Below are 19,478 nucleotides of genomic sequence, written 5' to 3'. Positions count from 1 at the left end.
CCCAGTGTGACTGAAGTACTTTAAGACGGTCCCTAACCGGACACAACCGCCTTTAGTGGCTTTCCACCTGGTAGTAAGTCAGCATGCGATCGCGTCTGCTGGTCCCGCTCACGCTCGCCGCCCTCGTCGCGGCCGGTCTCTCCGGCTGTTCGTCGTCGGCCGAACCCGCTCAGCCCGGCGTCTTGTCGGTCGGCCTCGGCGAACCGGGCACCTTGGTGCCCGCCGACGTCACCGATCCGTCCGGACGGCTCGTCACCGGCGCGTTGTGGACGCCGCTCGCCGATTACGATCCGGCCAGCGGAAAAGCCACTCCGCGCGCGGCCGAGTCGATCAGCAGCACGGATCAGGTGACCTGGACTGTCAAGCTGCGGCCCGGGAAGTTCCACGACGGCACGCCGGTCACCGCGCAATCCTATGTAGACACGTGGAAGGCGATCGCGGGACATCACTGGGCCAGCACGCCGGTGCTCACGAAGTCGCTGCGGGCCAAGGAAATCACCGCGGTCGACCCGGCGCGGCTGCGGATCGTGCTCGACCGGCCGTCCAACCAGGTGCCGGCCTGGCTGTCCGCACCCGGACTGGTGCCGATGCCCGCGTCGGTGCTGAAATCGCGCGACTGGAACGGATTCGCCCGGCATCCGATCGGCAACGGCCCGCTGCGCCTGGAGGGCGACTGGCAATCCGGGTCCGGCGGCAAGCTCGTCCGGGTAGTCGCGGATCCGGGACGGGCCAAGGAAATCAACCTGCGCGTCGGCAATCCGGCCGAGCAGTACGACGAGGTCAAGGAGGGCAAGCTCGACGTCGCCACGTCCGTCCCCGGCGACCGGCACGAGGCGATGCACGCCGATTTCGCCGACCGGCACGCGATGTGGGCGCTCCCCCGCGCCGGCTACCTGGTGTTTTCCGCTGAGGCGACGCGATTCGCGGACCCGACAGTGCGACACGCGTTCGCACTCGGCACCGACCGCGGCGCACTGGAATCCGGGCCGCTCGCCCACCAGGCGGACGCGGCCAAGGGGTTGCTGCCGCCGGCGGTCGCGCCCGGCGAGCGTTCCGGGAGCTGCCGTCCGTGCACTTTCGACGGCCCGGCCGCCAAATCCCTGTTGAACCAAGCGGGATTCACCGGTGACGCCGCGGTGTACTACGACAGTTTCGACGGCACGTGGCCGCAGGCATTGGCCGACGGTTTGTCGAAGAGCCTGGGAATCTCGGTCACCGCACAGCGGAAAGCGACGGGAGGCAAGCCGACCGGACCGTCTGCGTTGGAGGTCAAGGCCGTGTCGCCGAGCCCGTCCGACATCCTCCACGCTCTTGCGGACGCCGCCGGTTACACCGACGCCGGTTTCGGTGCCGATCTCAATTCCGCCGAAACCACCACATCACCGGAAGAAGCCGCGCAGCTGTTCCGGATCGCCGAGAACGAAGCCCTGCGCGATCTCCCGGCGATTCCACTGTGGACTGCACACGGGCACGCCGTCTGGTCCGCCCGGGTCCACGACGCGGTGACGACGCCGTTCACCGGAATCGACCTGACTCGGCTGCGTGACTAGACCCGAGCGTGCTGCTTCAGCACTTCGCCGAACGCTGCCGTCAACGGATCCGGTTCGCTGCGACCGTACGCGACCAGCTCACGTCGAATCGGCTTGCCAGGACGCAAAACTCGCCCGCTGAACTCCGCTGGCAGCACGTTCGCCGGAACCAGCGCAGGTCCCAATCCGGCCGCCGCGAGCAACGGTGCGGCGGCGGTTTGTTCCGTACGCACGGCAGGCCGCGGCCGGAAGCCAGCTTCCGCGCAGGCAGCGTCGAGGAGTTCCGCTAAGCCGTGACCAGGCGCGTAATGCACCCACGCGCAGTCGGCAAGATCGGCCAGCTCGACCGTACCGTCCGAAGTGGACTCCATGGCGCCGTCGGCCGGGAGCACCACCACGAACTCCTCGGTGCCCAGCGACCGCACCGGGCCGGTCCAGTCAGCCGGCCGCGGGCCGATCGCGAGGTCCGCTTCGCCGGCCAGCATGGCGTCGCGCAACTCGTCGGCATGGCGGTATTCGAAAAGCCGCACGTCGACGTCCGGCCGCTCGCGTCGCCACACCCGGAGCGCGGGCGGCAGCACCCCGAGACTCACCGAGTAGACCGTCGCGATCAGCAACTCTCCGGCGACCTGGCCGGAAGCCTGCCGCGCGGCGCACCGGGCGCGTTCGGCGTCGGCGAGCGCGGCGCGGGCGTGCGGCAGCATCGCGCGGCCCATCGGCGTGAGCCGGACCGCACGCGGCAACCGTTCCAGCAGCGGCCCGCCGACGCTGTGCTCCAGCGCCCGCATCTGGTGCGACAGCGCGGGCTGCGTCACGTGCAACTGCTCGGCGGCCCGGGTGAAGGAACCGGTGTCGACCACCGTGACCAGGTACTCGAGCTGCCGAAGACTTGTCATAAACACAGCTTATCGAAGCCGTGAGAAGTAAGCCTTGGATTTATCCACCCGGCGAGATCAGGATCGAAGACATGAGCAGCACACGCGTGGCCCTCGTGGCCGGGGCCAACGGGATCATCGGCCGGAAACTCATCTCCCACCTGCGGACTCTCGACGGCTGGGAGGTGCTCGGGCTCTCCCGTCGCGGCGGGCCGGGCGGCCTCGCCGTCGACCTGCTCGACCCGGCGGGCACCCGGGCGGCGCTGGCCGGCGTCGGCGCGACGCACCTGTTCTACGCCGCTTATCAGGACCGGCCGACGTGGGCGGAACTCGTGCCGCCGAACGTGGCGATGCTGGAGAACCTGGTGAACGGGCTCGACGAAGGCCCGCTGGAACACGTCAGCCTGATGCAGGGCTACAAGGTCTACGGCGCGCACCTCGGGCCGTTCAAGACTCCCGCCCGCGAAGCCGACGCGGGACAGCACATGCCGCCGGAGTTCAACGTGGACCAGCAAAAATTCCTGGAACGCCGCGCCGCGGCCGGCGGTTGGTCGTGGTCGGCGATCCGGCCGTCCGTCGTCGGCGGGACGACGCTGGGCAACCCGATGAACCTCGCTCTCGTGATCGCGGTCTACGCCTCGATCTCGAAGGAACTCGGTCTGCCGCTCCGGTTTCCCGGCAAGCCCGGCGCGTACGACAGCCTTCTGGAGATGACGGACGCACAGTTGCTTGCGGAAGGCACGGTGTGGGCGGCGACGTCGAGCCGCGACGAAGCGTTCAACATCGCCAATGGCGACCTCTTTCGCTGGCGAGAGCTGTGGCCGAAGCTAGCCGCGTACTTCGACCTTGAAGTCGCTCCGCCGCTACAGCTGCCGCTGACCACGGTGATGGCCGACAAGGAACCACTGTGGACCGAGATGGCTGCGAAGCACGGTCTCACCGCTTCGTACGCCGACGTCTCTTCGTGGGCCTTCGGCGACTTCGTGTTCTCGCGGGACTACGACATGTTCGCGGACACGTCGAAGTCGCGCCGCGCCGGTTTTCACTCCTATGTGGACACTGAGCAGATGTTCTACCGGCTGTTCGACGAGTTCCGTCGTGACAAGGTCATCCCCGGCCGATGAACGGCATCGTGGTGGCGGTGATGGTGAGGAACTGGACGTTGGCGTCCAGCGGCAGGCCCGCCATGTAGAGCACCGCGTCGGCGACGTGGCCCGCGTCGAAGGTCGGCTCGGCCAGCAGCCGTCCGTCGGCCTGCGGGATGCCCGCGGCCATCCGCTCGGTCATCTCGGTGGCCGCGTTGCCGATGTCGATCTGTCCGCACGCGACATTCCAGGCGCGGCCGTCGAGCGAAATCGACCGGGTCAGGCCGGTGACTGCGTGTTTGGTGGCGGTGTACGCGACGCTCGCCGGGCGCGGCGCGTGCGCGGAGATCGAGCCGTTGTTGATGATCCGGCCGCCACGGGGGTCCTGGTCGCGCATCAGCCGCACGGCCTGCTGCGCGCACAGGAACATGCCGGTGAGGTTCGTGTCGACAGTGCGTCGCCAGTCCTCGACGGACAGATCCGCGACGGTGCCGCCGAGCGAAACTCCGGCGTTGTTCACCAGCAAGTCCAATCGGCCCCACTCGTTGCGCACCGTCGAGAAAAGCGCCTCCACCGAAGCGGGATCGGCGACGTCTGTGGGCACGACCAGCGCGTTCGCGTTCGAACCGGCCGTCTCGCGCAAGGCGTCCTCGCGGCGTCCGGCGAGCGCGACCCGGTAACCGGCACCGAGCAGCGCTTCGGCGATCCGGCGGCCCAGCCCGGAACCTGCCCCGGTGACCACAGCGGTCTTCTCCGACACAGTCTTCTCCTGCACGCGGCCTCCTCAAAAGTCAGTTCGCCCGCACGTTGCCATATCGCGGCACACTGGGTGCATGGGACCACGTGACACGCTGCTCGCCGGTTTCGCCAAACAGCTGGGCCATCCGCGCGGCCGGGCCGGGCAGGCTGTTGTCCGGCTGCTCAACAACGTCAACCGCGGGCCGGTCACCGGAGCGGTCGACGCGCTGGAGATCCGTCGCGGCGAAACCGCGCTGGACCTCGGTTTCGGCGGCGGACTGGGTCTCGACCTCCTGCTGCGCGCCACCGAGGGCGGCACCGTGCACGGCGCGGAAATCTCCGAAACGGCGCTGGCCCGGGCGCGGCGGACGTTCCCGAAGAACCTCGCCGCCGGACGGCTGGTGCTGCACCAAGCCGGGATGGCAGAGCTTCCGCTGGGCGACGGGACCATCGACGCGGCGCTGACCGTCAACACGGTCTACTTCATTCCCGACCTGGTGCCCGCGTTCGCGGAGGTCGCGCGAGTGCTCTCCGGCGGCGGCCGGTTCGTCGTCGGCATCGGGGATCCCGAGATGATGCGCGAAATGCCGTTCACCGGCCACGGTTTCCGGCTGCGCCCGCCGGAAGAGATCGAGAAAGCACTCGAGGACGCGGGGCTCGAACTCCGCCGCCACGACCGCCTCGGCGACGGGCCGCGGGCGTTTCACCTGCTGGTCGCCGGCCGCTGAAAAGGGCGGGTTCCCAGCTCCCGCAGAAGTACGTGAAGGGCCCCTTGGGGGAATCAGATTCCCTCAAGGAGCCCTTCACGGATCGTCGCCCCTTAGCGAGAACCTGCGCTACTTCTTCGGCACGCCCAGCGCGGCCAGCGCCGGACCGGCCATGATCACGCCGTTGCCGGTCACCGCGTCGAACCCGGGCGCGCCCAGGTCGATCGCGCTCGACACCAGCGCCGTGCGGACGTCCGCCGAGGTCGCCGACGGCTTGCCCGACAGCAGCAGCGCCGCGATCGCCGCCGCGTGCGGGGCCGCCGCGGAGGTCCCGAAGAACGGCTGGAAGCCGGTCACCGAGGTGGCCACGCCGTCGGCCGCGGTGATGTCCGGCTTCGCGCGGGTCGCACCGCCGGTCGAGGACACGTTGCCCGGGGTCAGCTCAGTGCCGTCGGCGTTGTAGAAGAGGTGCCGCTGGCCGTCGGAGGTGAAGCGCTCCCACTTGCTGGCCGAGGTGAACAGACCCGGGTACGGACCGGCCGGGTTCGCCGGGTCGCCGGTCTCCAGCGGACGCCCGAACGCGGTCGCCGCCGGGGCCGCAGCCACCGAGAACGCCGCGGCCGCCGCCGAGTGGCCCGAGGTCACGCCTGCGGTGCTGAAGCCCTTGAGCGAACCGGAGTCGACGAACCGGCCGCGGACCACGTTGACCGCGAAGTACCGGTCCGCGCCGCTGTACTTGACCACTGCGAGACGGTAACCGGAGCCGGACGTCGGCACGGTCAGGCTCTCGTACGGGTTCTGCGAACCGTTCTGCGGGTTGGCGCTGGAGGCGACGACGCTGCCGGAGGCGTTGAGCAGGAACAGGTCGTAGTCGTTGGTCGAGTGGCCCCACGGGTCCGACCAGAACAGCGTCACCGGCCTGCCGAGCGAGCCCGCCGACAGCGGGTCGGTGGTCTGCACGCCGGTGCCAGGGTCGAAGTCGTGCGGGGTCCCGGTAACGCCCGGCAGCGTGGTGCCGGACGAGCGGAAGTCGCCTTCGTAGTAGCCGCTGCTGCCGTCGGTGAGGTTGCCGGAGTTGCCCGCGGAGGAGAAGTAGAGCGCGCCTGCCGCGGTCACGTCATTGACTGCCTGCGCGACCTGCGTGTCCTGGAACGGCGACTCGTCGAAGTACGCGACGTCGTCGACGATCACCGTGCACTTGCCGGTGTTGCGCAGCGCGCGGATGTTGTCCGCGAAGCTCGACTCGCTGGTGAAGGCGGTCGCGAAACCGAGGGTCGCGCCCGGGGCGAGATCGTGGACGATCTCCAGCATCGCCGTGCCCTCGTCGCCGCTGCCCGCCTGGCCGGGCAGCACGTCGACCGCGGGCAGTTCCCCAGCGTCCTGCGACTTCTTCAACGAGTTGACGCCGTCGGAAAGCACGCAGACCTTCACGCCGGTGCCGTTCACGCCGTAATCCGTGCGGGCGGTGTCCGCGCCGTGGGCTTTGTCCCCTTCGGACACCTGCACAGCGGCGACGGCCTTCTTGGCCAGCTGCTGACGCTGCGCGTCGGGCTCGTTCCAGGTCATCGCCTGCGTCGCGGGCTGGACCTGGCGGACGTCGCCGCGCGCCGCGATCCGGTCCACCGCGTTCAGCGGCAGCTGGGCGCGAACCGAGCCATTGGACGATGTGGACTGAACGGTGCCGCCCGCGGCGCGCACGGCCTTCGCGATCGCGGCGCCCGCGGTACCCGCGATGTCCACCGAAACCGTGCCGGTCTGGCTGACCGGCAGGCCGGTGCGGTAATCCGGAAGCAGTGCGGCGAGACCGCGGTCGGCGCGCAGGCGCTTTTCCACGACGAGCTGGCTGGACTGCTTCTGCTCGGCCGGGCTGAGGGTCTTCTTGATTCCCTGCAACGCGCTGATCCCGGCTCCGGCGCGGGCGTTCGCCGCGTCCGCCGCAGACGGCTGCGCGACGGCGACCCCGCTCCCGGCGAGCACCACCCCGACCGCTAGGGGCGCGGAATACGCGACCACCCGGCTCGTTCTTCTCATGACAGCTCCTGTCCTCGCCCCCGGCCACCGACTGTGGTCACGTGAATCTAAAGAGCGACCGCGGTTAAGACCACCGACCAAAGTGGTATCTGCCCGGATGACCCATCTGGTGAGATTCGGATGGGCCGTTCCGGGGTACGAAGCGGAGCTGGCACTCTGCTCATGTGGCGAATCTGGGGAGGGATTTCGCGCGGCTGTGGGCCGCGTACGCGATCAGCACGGCGGGCAGCACGGTCGGCGCGGGTGCGCTCGGGCTCGTCGCGGTGCTCGTGCTCGACGCGCCCGCGTGGCAGGTTTCGCTGATCACTGCCATCTCGGCCGCGTCCAGCGCGGTTCTCGCTTTCCCGCTCGGGCCGCGCGTCGAGTTCGCCCGGAAGCGTCCCGCGATGATCACCGGAGACCTGGTCCGCTGCGCCGCCTTGGCGAGCGTGCCGTTGGCGGCGGCGCTGCACGTGCTGACCATGCCGCAGCTCTACGCCGTCGACATCGTCGTCGCCACCTCGGCCGTCATCTTCTCCGCGGCCAGCGGCGCGCATCTGAAAGCCCTTGTCGCGCCGGACGAGCGGGCGGTCGCCTTGAGCCGCTTCGAGAGCACCGATTGGATCTGCTGGTCCGCCGGACCGCCATTGGGCGGCGTCTTGATCAGCGCGCTGGGCGCTACCGCGACGATGCTCATCGACGCGTTTTCGTTCCTGCTGTCCGCGCTCGGAATCCGCCGCTTGCGCGCGCCGGAGCCGCCGCCTGTTGTCGCCGAGGGTCCGGCGCGCCGAGGGTTCACCGACGGATGGCGTTACCTGCTGCAGAGTCCCGAATTGCGGCCGCTGTTCTTCAACTCGGTGTTGTTCAGCGGCGCGGTCCTGTGGGTCACGCCGCTGCAAACCGTGCTTATGCTGCGGGATCTCGGCTTCGCGCCGTGGGAATACGGGCTCGTGCTCGGTGTCCCCTGCCTTGGCGGACTGCTCGGCGCTCGGCTCGCACCGACGCTCAGTTCTCGATACGGCGCGCAGAAAGTCTTGCTGTGGACTAGTTTCGCGCGTACGCCGTGGTTGCTCGTGCTGCCGTTCGCCATTTCCGGAGCTGCCGGAGTCACTCTGCTGATCGCCGCGAACTTCGGGCTGTTGCTGGTGGCGGGCATCTTCAACCCGACCTATTCGGCGTATCGCCTGTCGCTGATCGACGACGCTGTGCTGACTCGGACGCTCACCGCCTGGTCGACCGGAACCCGTACTGCCAAACCGATTTTCATCACCCTCGGCGGGATCGCTGCCGGGGTGCTCGGCGTGCGCTTCTCCCTGGGGATTGGTGCTGTGCTCTGTCTGCTCAGCGCCGCGGCTTTGCCCGCCCGCCGAGCCAGGTGATCAGTTTTTGTCGGTGGTGCCGGTTAACGTGGCAGCCATGTTCAAGATCGACCGCGCGACCGCTGCCGACGCCGCCGCGCTCACCGACCTCATGCACGCATCATCGGCTTACCAAGGCCAGTACGCCTCAATACTGGAGGGATACGTCGTCACGCCGGATTACCTTCGTCAGCACCAGGTTCTGGTCGCGCGCGGCCCTTCGGGACCGGTCGGGTTCGCCGCGCTCACCGATGCCGAACTAGACCTGTTGTTCGTCGCCGACGAAGCGCAGGGAACGGGGCTGGGTGCGCGTCTTGTCCGGCAAATTCTCGATACGGCAAGGGAAAACGGGCTATCCGAGGTACGGGTGGTGTCGCATCCGCCAGCGGTGAAGTTCTACGAACGCATGGGCGCCCGGCAGATCGGGAGTGTCCCGCCGAAACCGCCGAGGATCTCGTGGTCGCGGCCGGAGCTGGTGTTTTCCCTGCCAGAGTCCGGAAACAACAGCGCCCCGGCCCGCGAAACCATCGCGGACCAGGGCGACCGTCGAAGAATCAGAAGTTGATCATATGACCGGCCAGTCCGTGCACCGCTTCCTTGACCGCCTCGCCCAGTGTCGGGTGCGCATGCACGTTGCGCGAAACCTCGTGCACCGTAAGATCCCACTGCTGCGCCAGCGTCAGCTCCGGCAGCAGCTCCGTGACGTCCGGGCCGATGAGGTGCGCGCCCAGCAGTTCGCCGTACTTCGCGTCGCTCAGCACCTTCACGAAGCCCGCCGCGTCGCCGAGGCCGTGCGCCTTGCCGTTGGCCGTGAACGGGAACTTCGACACCTGGACGTCAAAGCCCTTCTCGCGCGCCTGCTCCTCGGTCCAGCCGAAGCTCGCGATCTGCGGCTGGCAGTAGGTCGCGCGCGGGATCATCACGAAGTCCAGTTCCATGGTCTCCGCGCCGGCGATCGTCTCCGCCGCCACGATGCCCATCGACTCCGACGCGTGCGCCAGCATCAGCTTCGCCGTCACGTCGCCGATCGCGAACAGGTGCGGCACGTTCGTCCGGCCGCGGCCGTCGATCGCGATCGCGCCGCGCTCGGTGAGCGCGACACCGGTGTTCTCCAGGCCGTAACCCTCGACGTTCGGCCGGAACCCGATGGCCTGCAACACCTTGTCGGCCTCGAGCACCTGCTGCTCGCCGTTCTTCGACACGGTCACCAGCACCTTGGTGCCCGAGTCGTCGATCGCCTCGACCTTGGTGCCCAGCAGCACCTTGATGCCCAGCTTGCGGTAGCGCTTCGCCAGTTCGGCGGACACCTCGGCGTCCTCGAGCGGCACCATCCGGTCGAGGAACTCGACGATCGTCACGTCCACGCCGTAGTTGCGCAGCACGTACGCGAACTCCACGCCGATCGCGCCCGCTCCGGCGATCACGATGCTGCCCGGCAGCTCGCTTTCGAGGATCTGCTTTTCGTAGGTGACCACGCGCTCGCTGCGCTGCGTGCCCGGCAGCAGCCGAGCCGTCGCGCCGGTCGCGATGATGCCGTAGGTGAAGGTGATCCGCTCGCCGTTCACCTCGAGGGTGTTGGCGTCCACGAAGGTGCCGCGCCCGTCGTATTCGGTGATCTTGTTCTTCTTCATCAGGAAGTGCACGCCCTTGACGCGCCCGTCCGCGACCTTGCGGCTGCGCTCGTACGCCGCGGTGTAGTCGAACCGGATCTCCCCGTCGGAGGAGATGCCGTAGGTCTTGGCCTCCTCCTTCACCGTGTGCGCGAGCTCCGCGTTGCGCAGCAGCGCCTTCGAAGGGATGCAGCCGACGTTGAGGCACACCCCGCCCCAGTACTTCTCTTCCACGACCGCCACGCTCAGGCCCAGCTGCGAAGCCCGGATCGCCGCGACGTACCCACCGACTCCGGCCCCGAGGACCACCACGTCATAGTCTGCGCTCATACCGTTGAAACTACCCGCCGCGCCCGCGCGGGGCGGCGTGACGGCGCCCGCTTTCAGCGCGGCCGCTCGCCCCGGCGCGTGCTCGGACGGCGGATCCGGGCGATGCTCACCGGAATTGGACGCCACCTGGTCCGTGCCGCCGCACTGGGGGCCGCTGAATTGTCCACAGTGGTCGCCGCCGCGCCGAGCCGGACCGCCGGATCCGGTTGTCAGGCCGGCGGACGCACGCCCCGGATCTCCGCCAGCAGCTCCGTCACCGCGGCCATGATCCGCGCCGTCGCTTCCTCCAGCACGTCCCTGGTCAGCTCCCGCCCGCGCAGATCGGCGAGCTCCACCGGCGGCCCGGCGACGAACTCGATCTTCCGGCGCGGCGGGACATGCGGGTACCAGGATCCGGCGGGCAGCAGCTCGTGCGTGCCCCAGTTCGCGACCGGAATCACCGGCACGCCGGTCTCCAGCGCGATCCGCGCCGCGCCGGTCTTGCCCTTCGACGGCCAGCCGTCCGGATCCGCGGAGAGCCCGGCCTCCGGGAAGATCGCCACGCATTCGCCCGCGCGTACCGCGGCGACGGCGTCGCGGTACGCGCCCGCGGCGGTCGGCGCGCCCCGGTGGACCGGGATGTGCTTGCCCGAACGCATCACCGACTTGATCACCGGGGCGTTCCAGAGACTCGCCTTCGCCAGGTACCGCGGCACCCGGCCGGAGCCGAGGCAGAACGCGGTGAGCGTCGTCGGGTCGGCGTTCGACAGGTGGTTGGAAGCCACCACCACGCCGCCCGATTCCGGGATGTTCCGCGCGCCGCGCACGCGGAACCGGCTCGTGAGGGCGAGCAGCTGCCACACGACCTCGATCGCGAAGTGGTACCAGGCGCCCCGGCCGGATTTGGCGAACCGCCTGCCGTACCTCTGCATGCCGCGGAAGCCGAGCAGCTCCCCTTCGAGCGGGGTCCAGTTGTCCCGGGTCCGGGTGCGCAGCGCCATGAGCGTCATTCGTAGCGGAAGACGCTCCGGTTCGGCGCCGCGCGGACCCGGGACGCGGCGGGAATCACACCCGCTCGAGCACCACCACGGGGATCTCGCGGTCGGTCTTCTTCTGGTAGTCGTTGTAGGCGGGCCACACCGCGGCGAGCTTCTCCCAGAGCCGGGCGCGTTCCTCGCCGGTCGCGGTCCGGGCGCGCGCGGTGAACTTGTCCGCCCACACCTGCACGCCGACCTCGGGGTTCTCCTGCAGGTTCAGGTACCAGCCGGGGTGGTTCTCCGCGCCGCCCTTCGAGGCGACGATCACCGGGTTGCCGTCGTCGTCCTGGTAGATGAGGGCGAACTTGCGGTCCTGACCCGTCTTGCGGCCCTTCGTGGTGAGCACCAGCGTCGGCACGCCTTCTTGCCAGTCGTGCCCGACCTGCCCGTCGGTCTCCTCGTAACGGCGAACGTGCTCGTCACCGAACAGCATGCGGATTTCCTTTCGTTCGACTTCCGCGCTCGACAGCCCGGACCTGCCCTCCCACCCTGCCGCGAACCGGTCGGTCGCGCTGATCAGCTCGTGCAGCGTGCCCGGTTCGTCGAAGGCGTGCCCGGCGTCGCCGATCATCTTCAGCTCGGCGCCGGGCAGCACCTGTGCGAGTTCCCAGGCGGTGGTGGCGGGAGTGACCACGTCGTACCTGCCCTGCACCAGAACACACGGGATGCCCGAGAGCTTCCCGGCACCGCGGATCAGCTGGTCAGGGGCGAGCCAGCCGCCGTGGCGGAAGTAGTGGTTCTCGATCCGCGCGATCGCGAGCGCGAACTCCGGCTCGGCGAACGCGGCCACCACTTCTTCCTGCGGAGTGAACTTGACGGTCTCGCCCTCCCACCGGCTCCAAGCGAGCGCGGCGGGCCCGTGCACGTTCGGATCCGGGTGATTCAGCAGTTCGTGGTAGACCTCCAGCAAGTCGCCGCCGCGGCGCGCGTACGGCACCGGCGCGAGGAAACGCGACCACGCCTCCGGGAACATGCACGCCGCGCCTCCGCCGAAGAGCCACTGCACTTCTTTCAGCCGGAGCGTCGCGACGCCGCGGAGAACCAGCTCGGTCACCCGCTCCGGATGCGTCTCGGCGTAGGCGAGCGCGAGCACGCTTCCCCACGAGCCGCCGAACAGCTGCCAGCGGTCGATGCCGCGGTCCTCGCGCAACTGCTCCATATCGGACACCAGATGCCAGGTCGTGTTCACCGACAGGTCCACGTCCGGCTCGCTGCAGTGCGGCGTGCTCCGGCCGCAGCCGCGCTGGTCGAACAGCACGATCCGGTAGCGCTCCGGGTCGAACAGCCGCCGGTGCCGCGCGGACGCGCCGCCCCCAGGCCCGCCGTGCAGGAACGCGACCGGTTTGCCTTCGGGATTGCCGCATTCCTCCCAATACAGCGTATTGCCGTCGCCGACCGGCAGCATCCCGTGGTCGTACGGATCGAGTTCCGGGTACAGACCGAGCATGCAGCCACTATGCCCGACCTCGGCCGCGTCCCGCTGAGGGTCCACTGTGGACGCGCGGACAACGCCGGGAGGGGCCGGTTAGGCTTCCCTCATGGCGAAGGTACTGGTGGTGGAGGACGACGCGGCGATCGGCAGCGTCCTCGACTCCGCGCTGCGCGGGCACGGCCACACAGTGCGATGGTGCCGGGACGGCCGCAGCGCGCTGCGCGAGACGGCGGCCGATCTCGTACTGCTGGACCTGGGCCTCCCGGACGTCGACGGCGTCGAGGTGTGCCGGCGGCTGCGCTCGGCCATGCCGGGCGCGGTGCTCGTGATCCTCACCGCGCGGGCCGACGAGATGGACGTCGTGGTCGGGCTGGAGGCCGGGGCCGACGACTACCTCACCAAGCCCATCCGGCTGGCCGAACTGCTCGCCAGGGTGCGCGCGCACCTCCGCCGCGGCGCACCCGCCGCGCCGTCGACGCCGGTCGTGCGGATCGGCGCGCTGGAGGTCGACATCGCGAGCAGGCGGGTCAGCCTGAACGGCCGGGAGGTCGCACTGCGGGCGCGGGAGTTCGACCTGCTCGCGCGGCTGGCCGTCCAGCCGGGGCAGGCGGTCAGCCGCGACACGCTGATGTCCGACGTGTGGGATTCGCACTGGCACGGCTCCACCAAGACGCTCGACGTGCACATCGCCGCGCTGCGCCGCAAGCTCGCCTCGGCCGCCGAGTCGCCGTACGAGGTGCCGAGGATCGCGACCTTGCGCGGGCACGGGTACCGGTTAGAGGGGGACTGAACGGGGTGCGCCGCCGGATCGTGACGCTCACCGTCCTCTCCTCGGTACTGGCCACGAGCCTGTTCGGACTGCCGCTCGCCGTCGGGGCGCTGTGGTACTTCCGCACGCACACCACGTCCGCGCTGGAGCGAGCCGCCGACGGCGCGGCCGTCGTGGTGTCCGACGCGCTCGCCGCCGGCGAGCCCGTCCAGGTCCCGGACAACGAGGACGGCGCCGAGGTCGGCGTCTACGACCCGCAGGGCCACCTCCTCGCCGGAGACGGCCCGCCGATCGCGGACGACGTCGTGCGCGGAGTCAGCGCGACCCGCAGCGACATGCTGAACCAAAAGGTCGGCGACGAGGACGTGCTGGCCGTCCCGGTGCTGACCGGAGCCCGCCTCACCGGCATCGTGCGCGCGGCGCTCCCCCGGTCCGCGCTGACCCGCGACGTCGGCATCACCTGGCTGGTGATGGCCGGGTGCGCGATCGGCGCGGTGCTCGCGAGCTGGCTGGTCGCCCGCCGAATCGCCGCGCGGCTGACCCGTCCCTTGGAAGATCTTGCCTGCGCGGCGGCCCGCCTGGGCGAAGGCGACTTCTCCGCACGCTCCCGGCGCTCGGCGATCCCGGAAATCGACCGCGTCGGCGCGGCGCTGGACGTCACCGCGGCCCGCATCGGCGAAACCCTGGAACGAGAACGCGCCTTCTCCGCCGAAGCGTCACACCAACTTCGCACCCCGCTGGCCGGACTGCGCCTGCAGCTGGAATCTGCCCTGGAGACCCCCGGCCGCGACCCCTATGCCGCCGTGCGCGCCGGAATCACCGCCGCCGACCGGTTGGAACGCACCGTCGAAGACCTGCTCGCGCTGTCCAGGGAACGCCGCACCCCTCGCGACGAACTGGATCTCACCGCCCTCCTGGCCGGGCTGACCGACGCCCCGCTGCCCGACCACCGCCAGCTGCGCCTGGACATCACCGACCCGCCGCCAGTCCGCGCATCAGCTCCCGCCGTCCGCCAAGTGCTCGCCGTCCTGCTGGACAACGCACTGAACCACGGCGAAGGAACCATCACCGTCCGAGCCCGCGACGCCGGCGGAGCCCTGGCCGTGGACGTCGTCGACGAAGGCCCGGACCTCGGCGAACGCGACCCGTTCGCCGACCACACCCCCGGCGGGCACGGCATCGGCCTCCGCCTGGCCAGAAGCCTGGCCGAAGCCGAAGGCGGCCGCTTACGCCTTTCGCGGCCCGATCCGCCGACGTTCACGTTGCTGCTTCCGGAAGCACCCGCTTCCTGACCTGGCTCTGCCAGTGCCTCCCTGCTCGGGCAACCAGCAGGATTCCGCCTGCGTCCGAAGCCGCCGGACTGAGTGCGGAGCCCCTTCGCCCACCGGCCTGCCGCAGCCGCTCCCGCTAACGGAGCCGACGCACCCGGAACACCCCGCCCATCGTCCCGAGTCGCTCAGCCAACCGGCCCGCACGCGACGACCGGCACCGCCCGAGCAACGCCCCGTTGCCACGGTCTTCCAGCCTCGCAACCAGAACCCGGAGCACCCTCACTTATCGCCCCACGTCCCTTCGCCCAACCGGCCCGTGTGCGGCGACGACTGGCACCACCCGAGTGAGGCCGCGCTGCCCGGTCTCCCGACCTCGCAACCGAAACCCGCAGCTCCCTAGCCCAAGCCCTCCGTCCAACCGGCCCACACACGCGATGCCTGCACCTGAGCAACGCCCCGCTGCCCTCAGCCCCGCACTGGAACCCAGAGCACCGTCACCCAGCGCTCCGGGCGCTGCCGCCCAACTGGTCCGCACCCGACGACCGGCATCACCCGAACAACGCACCGCCGCCCGCCACCACTCGATCTCCGCAGGCAAACCCGCCACCGCGACCCCCTGGAACCGATCACTTACAGTCATTCCCGGCCCGGAACCCCGAACCTCTCCAGGCCATACCACTCCGCAGAAACCGACCCCGAGAGCGCAATGAATCACCTCCCACCACCCGCAATCCACAACAGATCTCGGTTCTCGGGGCAATTTTCGATCGATACCGTGGCTCGAAGTCGACAGAGCCGTCACAATCGATCGCTAGGAGCCGCCCGGTGAGCACCACCTCCTCCAGTCCTGCGCGCGGGAGGCTCGCCGCGGCGATGCTGCGCCGCAAACCGGTCACCGATCTGGTGGCCGAGGCGGATCACGGCCCGCTGAAGCGGTCGCTCGGGCTCAGCCAGCTGACCATGCTCAGCATCGGGGCCACCCTGGGCAGCGGGATTTTCGTGGTGCTCGGCGAGGCGGTCCCGGTGGCCGGGCCCGCTGTCGTGGTCTCGTTCGTGCTCGCCGGGATCACCGCGTTGTTCTCCGCGCTTTCCTACGCCGAACTGGCGGGCATGATCCCGCTGTCGGGCTCCTCTTACTCCTACGCGTACGCGACGCTCGGCGAGCTGATCGCCTGGGTGTGCGGCTGGTGTTTGGTGCTGGAGTACGGCGTCTCGGTCGCGTCCGTCGCGGTCGGGTGGGGGCAGTACGTCAACGAACTGCTGCACTTGGCGTTCGGAGTCGCGTTGCCGGAAGCGCTCAGCGGGCCGCCGGGCGACGGCGGGCTCGTCAACATTCCGGCGATTGTCGTGGTGCTGCTGGCGATGGTGCTGTTGCTGTCCGGCGCGAAGGAGAGCGCGCGGGCCAACGCGATCATGGTCGTGGTGAAGATCGGCACGCTGATTCTGTTCTGCGCCATCGCGTTCACCGCCGTCCGGGCGCAGAACTTCACTCCGTTCCTGCCGCTCGGGCTGGCCGGGATGAGCGCGGGCGGGGCGAAATTGTTCTTCTCCTACATCGGGTTCGACGCCGCCTCCACCGCCGGCGAGGAGGCGCGCAACCCGCAGCGGGACCTGCCGCGCGCGATTCTGTTGTCGCTGGCGATCGTGACCGTGCTCTACTGCCTGGTCGCGTTCGCCGCGATCGGCGCGTTGCCCTGGCAGGAGTTCGGCGACAAGCAAGCCGCGCTGTCGCACGTGCTGACCACGATCTCGAGCAACCCGCTCTGGGCGATCCTGCTCGCGATCGGCGCGATCGTGGCGATCTCCAGCGTCGTGCTGACCGTCCTTTACGGACAGACGCGGATCCTGTTCGCCATGTCCCGCGACGGGCTCGTGCCGAAATCGCTGTCCACTGTGCATCCGAAGACCGGCGTGCCGCGCACCAACACGCTCGTGGTGTCCGGGTTCGTCGCGGTGCTCGCCGCGTTCATCCCGCTCGGCAAGCTCGCCGACGCCACCAGCATCGGGACGCTGTTCGCGTTCGGGCTGGTCAACATCGCGGTGCTGATCCTGCGCAAGCGCCGTCCCGAAGCCGAACGCACTTTCCGGGTGCCGTTCTCACCGGTCACGCCGATCCTCGGCGTGGCATGCTGTGCCTACATGATGTTCAGCCTCGACGGGGCGACCTGGATCGTGTTCGGCGCGTGGATGCTGCTCGGCCTCGTCATCTACTTCGGCTACAGCATCCGCCGCTCGCGGCTCGCGGAGGTCCGATGATCATCGCCGTCCACCAAGGACCCTACGACCGGCTGCCCGAGGCAATGGCCGCGGCGGCGGAGCGCGGGGCCGAGCTCATCGTGACCGCCGAGATGGGCACGACGGGTTACAACATCGGCGCGGAAGCCGTCGCCGAGCTCGCAGAACCGGCGGACGGACCGCGCGCGGCCGAGCTGGGCGCGTTGGCGGCCAAGCACCAGATCGGGTTGGTCTACGGCTATCCCGAGCGCGACGGCGACGCGGTGTACAACTCGGCGCAACTGCTGTCCGCGCAAGGGGAACGGCTCGCGAACTACCGCAAGACCCACCTGTTCGGCGATCTCGACCGCGACCAGTTCTCCCCCGGCGACGAGCCGGTGGTGCAGGCTGACTTCAACGGCCTCCGCACCGGTCTGCTGATCTGCTACGACGTCGAGTTCCCCGAACTGGTCCGCGCGCACGCGCTCGCGGGCACACAGGTGCTGCTCGTGCCCACCGCGCTGATGCGGCCCTACGAGCGCGTCGCGGACTTGCTCATTCCGGTTCGTGCGCACGAAAGCCAGCTGTACGTCGTGTACGCGAACCGCTGCGACACCGAAGGCGAGCTGAGCTACTGCGGACGCTCGACAGTCGCGTCGCCGGATGAAGTCGTCGCGAAGGCAGGGCCGGACGAAGAGCTGCTGTTCGCCGACCTCGACCCCGCTGTGCTCGCTCAAGCGCGAGCCGAAACCCCGTACCTGGCCGACCGACGGCCGTCGCTGTACCGCTCTCTCACCGAAGGACCCCGGGCATGACCTCCGCAGTTCCCGCCGCGATCCACGCCGAGGAACCGGCCGGCAGGCCGATCACGATGTTCGGCCCCGATTTCCCGTTCGCCTACGACGATTACCTCGCGCATCCCGCCGGGCTCGGCACCGTGCCGGAGCGGGCGCACGGCACCGAGGTCGCGGTGATCGGCGGCGGCCTCTCCGGCATCGTGGCCGCGTACGAGCTGATGAAGCTCGGGCTGCGGCCGGTCGTGTACGAGATCGACGGGATCGGCGGACGGCTGCGCACGCACCGCTTCCCCGGCCTGCCCGACGACGTCGTCGCTGAGATGGGCGCGATGCGGTTCCCGCCGGCGTCGACGTCGCTGTTCCACTACCTCGACACGGCCGGGCTGGAAACCACGCCGTTCCCGAACCCGCTTTCGCCCGCCACGCCGAGCACCGTCGTCGATCTCAAGGGCCGCAGTCATTACGCGCGCACGCCCGAAGATCTGCCCGACGTGTACGGCGAAGTGGCGAAGGCGTGGCAACGCACGCTCGATGAGCACGCGTCGTTCGCGGAGATGCAGACCGCGATCCGCAATCGCGACGCGGCGACGGTCAAAAAGATCTGGAACGAGCTGGTGCCCCGGCTCGACAACCAGACCTTCTACGGATTCCTGTGCGATTCCCCGGCATTTTCCTCGTTTCAGCATCGAGAGATCTTCGGGCAGGTCGGATTCGGCACCGGCGGCTGGGACACCGACTTCCCGAACTCGATTCTCGAAATCCTCCGGGTGGTCTATACCGGGGCGGACGACGAGCACCGCAGCATCGTCGGCGGCAGCGAACAGCTCCCGAAGCGGCTGTGGGAGCACGTCCCGGACCAGCTCGCGCACTGGCCGTCCGGCACGAATCTGGCTTCCCTGCACGAAAACGGCCAGCCGCGCCCCGGCGTCACGCGGCTGCACCGCACCGCGCCGAACAACATCACCGTCACCGACGAGTCCGGCCACATCCGCACGTTCGGCGCCGCGGTGTTCACCGCGCAGAGCTGGATGCTGCTGTCGAAGATCGAATGCGACGAGGCGCTGTTCCCGATCGACCACTGGACGGCCATCGAGCGCACGCACTATATGGCTTCCTCCAAGGTGTTCGTGCCCGTCGACCGCCCGTTCTGGCTCGAAAAGGACCCGGTCACCGGCCGCGACACGATGAGCATGACGCTCACCGACCGGATGCCGCGCGGCACCTACCTTCTCGGCGACGACCCGAACCGGCCCGCGGTGATCTGCCTGTCCTACACGTGGGCCGACGATTCGCTGAAGTGGCTGCCGCTTTCCGTGTCCGACCGCGTCGAGGTGATGTTGCAGTCCCTGCGCGAGATCTACCCCGGCGTCGACGTGCGGCGGCACATCGTGGGCGACCCGGTGACCGTGTCGTGGGAGGCGGAACCGCATTTCATGGGCGCGTTCAAGGCGAACCTTCCCGGGCATTACCGGTACCAGCACCGGCTTTTCACCCACTTCGTGCAGGATTCACTTCCTGAGCGCTATCGCGGTTTGTTCCTCGCGGGCGACGACATCTCGTGGACAGCGGGCTGGGCCGAGGGCGCGGTGCAGACCGCGCTCAACGCGGTGTGGGGCGTGCAGCGGCACTTCGGCGGCGCGAGCGATCCGGCGAACCCCGGTCCGGGCGACCGGTTCGCGGACCTCGCTCCGATCGAACTTCCGGACTGAGCGGGGCCGTCAAGCGATACCGCGCGGT

Annotated in this window: 16 protein-coding genes and 1 pseudogene; 10 read left to right on the top strand and 7 right to left on the bottom strand. The window is 69.4% G+C overall.

Features of this window, described 5'->3' with window-relative positions; genetic code table 11:
• Nucleotides 1-83 precede the first annotated feature (83 nt).
• Nucleotides 84-1,550: an ABC transporter substrate-binding protein gene (locus ACFORO_RS30315; protein WP_377868371.1), complete on the top strand. Its 1,467-nt coding sequence runs from the start codon at nucleotides 84-86 to the stop codon at nucleotides 1,548-1,550.
• Here ACFORO_RS30315 and ACFORO_RS30310 read toward each other — a convergent pair.
• Complete coding sequence (locus ACFORO_RS30310) at nucleotides 1,547-2,425, bottom strand: LysR family transcriptional regulator (RefSeq protein ID WP_354749800.1); 879 nt, start codon at nucleotides 2,423-2,425, stop codon at nucleotides 1,547-1,549. The two genes, ACFORO_RS30315 and ACFORO_RS30310, sit on opposite strands and share 4 nt — an antisense overlap.
• Before the next feature lie 71 nt (nucleotides 2,426-2,496).
• Between ACFORO_RS30310 and ACFORO_RS30305 the strand changes: the two genes are divergently transcribed.
• Nucleotides 2,497-3,528 carry an SDR family oxidoreductase gene (locus ACFORO_RS30305; protein ID WP_377868369.1) on the top strand — a complete coding sequence of 344 codons (1,032 nt, stop codon included), beginning with the start codon at nucleotides 2,497-2,499 and terminating at the stop codon, nucleotides 3,526-3,528.
• Here the strand turns inward: ACFORO_RS30305 and ACFORO_RS30300 are convergent.
• Nucleotides 3,512-4,264, bottom strand: a complete 753-nt coding sequence (locus ACFORO_RS30300; RefSeq protein WP_377868368.1) for an SDR family oxidoreductase — start codon at nucleotides 4,262-4,264, stop codon at nucleotides 3,512-3,514. The genes ACFORO_RS30305 and ACFORO_RS30300 overlap by 17 nt on opposite strands.
• 58 nt (nucleotides 4,265-4,322) lie before the next feature.
• Here ACFORO_RS30300 and ACFORO_RS30295 point away from each other — a divergent pair, with 58 nt between their 5' ends.
• Nucleotides 4,323-4,955, top strand: coding sequence for a class I SAM-dependent methyltransferase (locus ACFORO_RS30295; RefSeq protein ID WP_377868367.1), 633 nt, complete (start codon nucleotides 4,323-4,325; stop codon nucleotides 4,953-4,955).
• Between the two features lie 108 nt (nucleotides 4,956-5,063).
• Here ACFORO_RS30295 and ACFORO_RS30290 read toward each other — a convergent pair whose 3' ends face one another.
• On the bottom strand, nucleotides 5,064-6,965 hold the full coding sequence (locus ACFORO_RS30290; RefSeq protein ID WP_377868366.1) for a S8 family peptidase: 1,902 nt from the start codon (nucleotides 6,963-6,965) through the stop codon (nucleotides 5,064-5,066).
• A gap of 164 nt (nucleotides 6,966-7,129) precedes the next feature.
• On the opposite strand from ACFORO_RS30290, the gene ACFORO_RS30285 reads away from it, so the two are divergent.
• Complete coding sequence (locus ACFORO_RS30285; RefSeq protein ID WP_354749809.1) at nucleotides 7,130-8,323, top strand: MFS transporter; 1,194 nt, start codon at nucleotides 7,130-7,132, stop codon at nucleotides 8,321-8,323.
• A 37-nt stretch (nucleotides 8,324-8,360) separates the two neighbouring features.
• Nucleotides 8,361-8,867, top strand: coding sequence for a GNAT family N-acetyltransferase (locus tag ACFORO_RS30280; RefSeq protein WP_377868365.1), 507 nt, complete (start codon nucleotides 8,361-8,363; stop codon nucleotides 8,865-8,867).
• Here the strand turns inward: ACFORO_RS30280 and lpdA are convergent.
• From lpdA to pip, 4 genes and pseudogenes are all read right to left on the bottom strand, one after another.
• Nucleotides 8,857-10,242: a dihydrolipoyl dehydrogenase gene (gene lpdA, locus ACFORO_RS30275; protein WP_377868364.1), complete on the bottom strand. Its 1,386-nt coding sequence runs from the start codon at nucleotides 10,240-10,242 to the stop codon at nucleotides 8,857-8,859. The two genes, ACFORO_RS30280 and lpdA, sit on opposite strands and share 11 nt — an antisense overlap.
• 209 nt (nucleotides 10,243-10,451) lie before the next feature.
• Nucleotides 10,452-11,231 carry a lysophospholipid acyltransferase family protein gene (locus ACFORO_RS30270; protein WP_377868363.1) on the bottom strand — a complete coding sequence of 260 codons (780 nt, stop codon included), beginning with the start codon at nucleotides 11,229-11,231 and terminating at the stop codon, nucleotides 10,452-10,454.
• A 55-nt stretch (nucleotides 11,232-11,286) separates the two neighbouring features.
• Entirely contained in the window at nucleotides 11,287-11,691 is a 405-nt protein-coding gene (locus ACFORO_RS46675; protein ID WP_446681580.1) for a nitroreductase family deazaflavin-dependent oxidoreductase, read from the bottom strand.
• A gap of 75 nt (nucleotides 11,692-11,766) precedes the next feature.
• Nucleotides 11,767-12,705 (bottom strand): annotated as a pseudogene (gene pip / locus ACFORO_RS30265) (prolyl aminopeptidase); the annotation flags it as partial.
• A gap of 91 nt (nucleotides 12,706-12,796) precedes the next feature.
• Between pip and ACFORO_RS30260 the strand changes: the two are divergent.
• The 5 genes from ACFORO_RS30260 to ACFORO_RS30240 all read left to right on the top strand — a co-directional run bounded on the left by ACFORO_RS30260 (nucleotide 12,797) and on the right by ACFORO_RS30240 (nucleotide 19,450).
• Complete coding sequence (locus ACFORO_RS30260; RefSeq protein WP_377868361.1) at nucleotides 12,797-13,480, top strand: response regulator transcription factor; 684 nt, start codon at nucleotides 12,797-12,799, stop codon at nucleotides 13,478-13,480.
• Nucleotides 13,481-13,485: 5 nt separating this feature from the next.
• Nucleotides 13,486-14,751, top strand: coding sequence for a sensor histidine kinase (locus ACFORO_RS30255; protein ID WP_377868360.1), 1,266 nt, complete (start codon nucleotides 13,486-13,488; stop codon nucleotides 14,749-14,751).
• Nucleotides 14,752-15,603: 852 nt separating this feature from the next.
• A complete protein-coding gene (locus ACFORO_RS30250; protein ID WP_354749834.1) occupies nucleotides 15,604-16,986 on the top strand; it encodes an amino acid permease in 1,383 nt (460 codons plus the stop codon).
• Nucleotides 16,983-17,759, top strand: coding sequence for a carbon-nitrogen hydrolase family protein (locus ACFORO_RS30245; RefSeq protein WP_377868359.1), 777 nt, complete (start codon nucleotides 16,983-16,985; stop codon nucleotides 17,757-17,759). Before ACFORO_RS30250 ends, ACFORO_RS30245 begins: the two co-directional genes overlap by 4 nt.
• A complete protein-coding gene (locus tag ACFORO_RS30240; protein ID WP_377868358.1) occupies nucleotides 17,756-19,450 on the top strand; it encodes a flavin monoamine oxidase family protein in 1,695 nt (564 codons plus the stop codon). Before ACFORO_RS30245 ends, ACFORO_RS30240 begins: the two co-directional genes overlap by 4 nt.
• Nucleotides 19,451-19,478 lie beyond the last annotated feature (28 nt).

The organism is Amycolatopsis halotolerans (assembly GCF_042647905.1).
GTDB lineage: Bacteria > Actinomycetota > Actinomycetes > Mycobacteriales > Pseudonocardiaceae > Amycolatopsis > Amycolatopsis halotolerans.
This window is presented reverse-complemented; position numbering and strand designations above follow the sequence as displayed.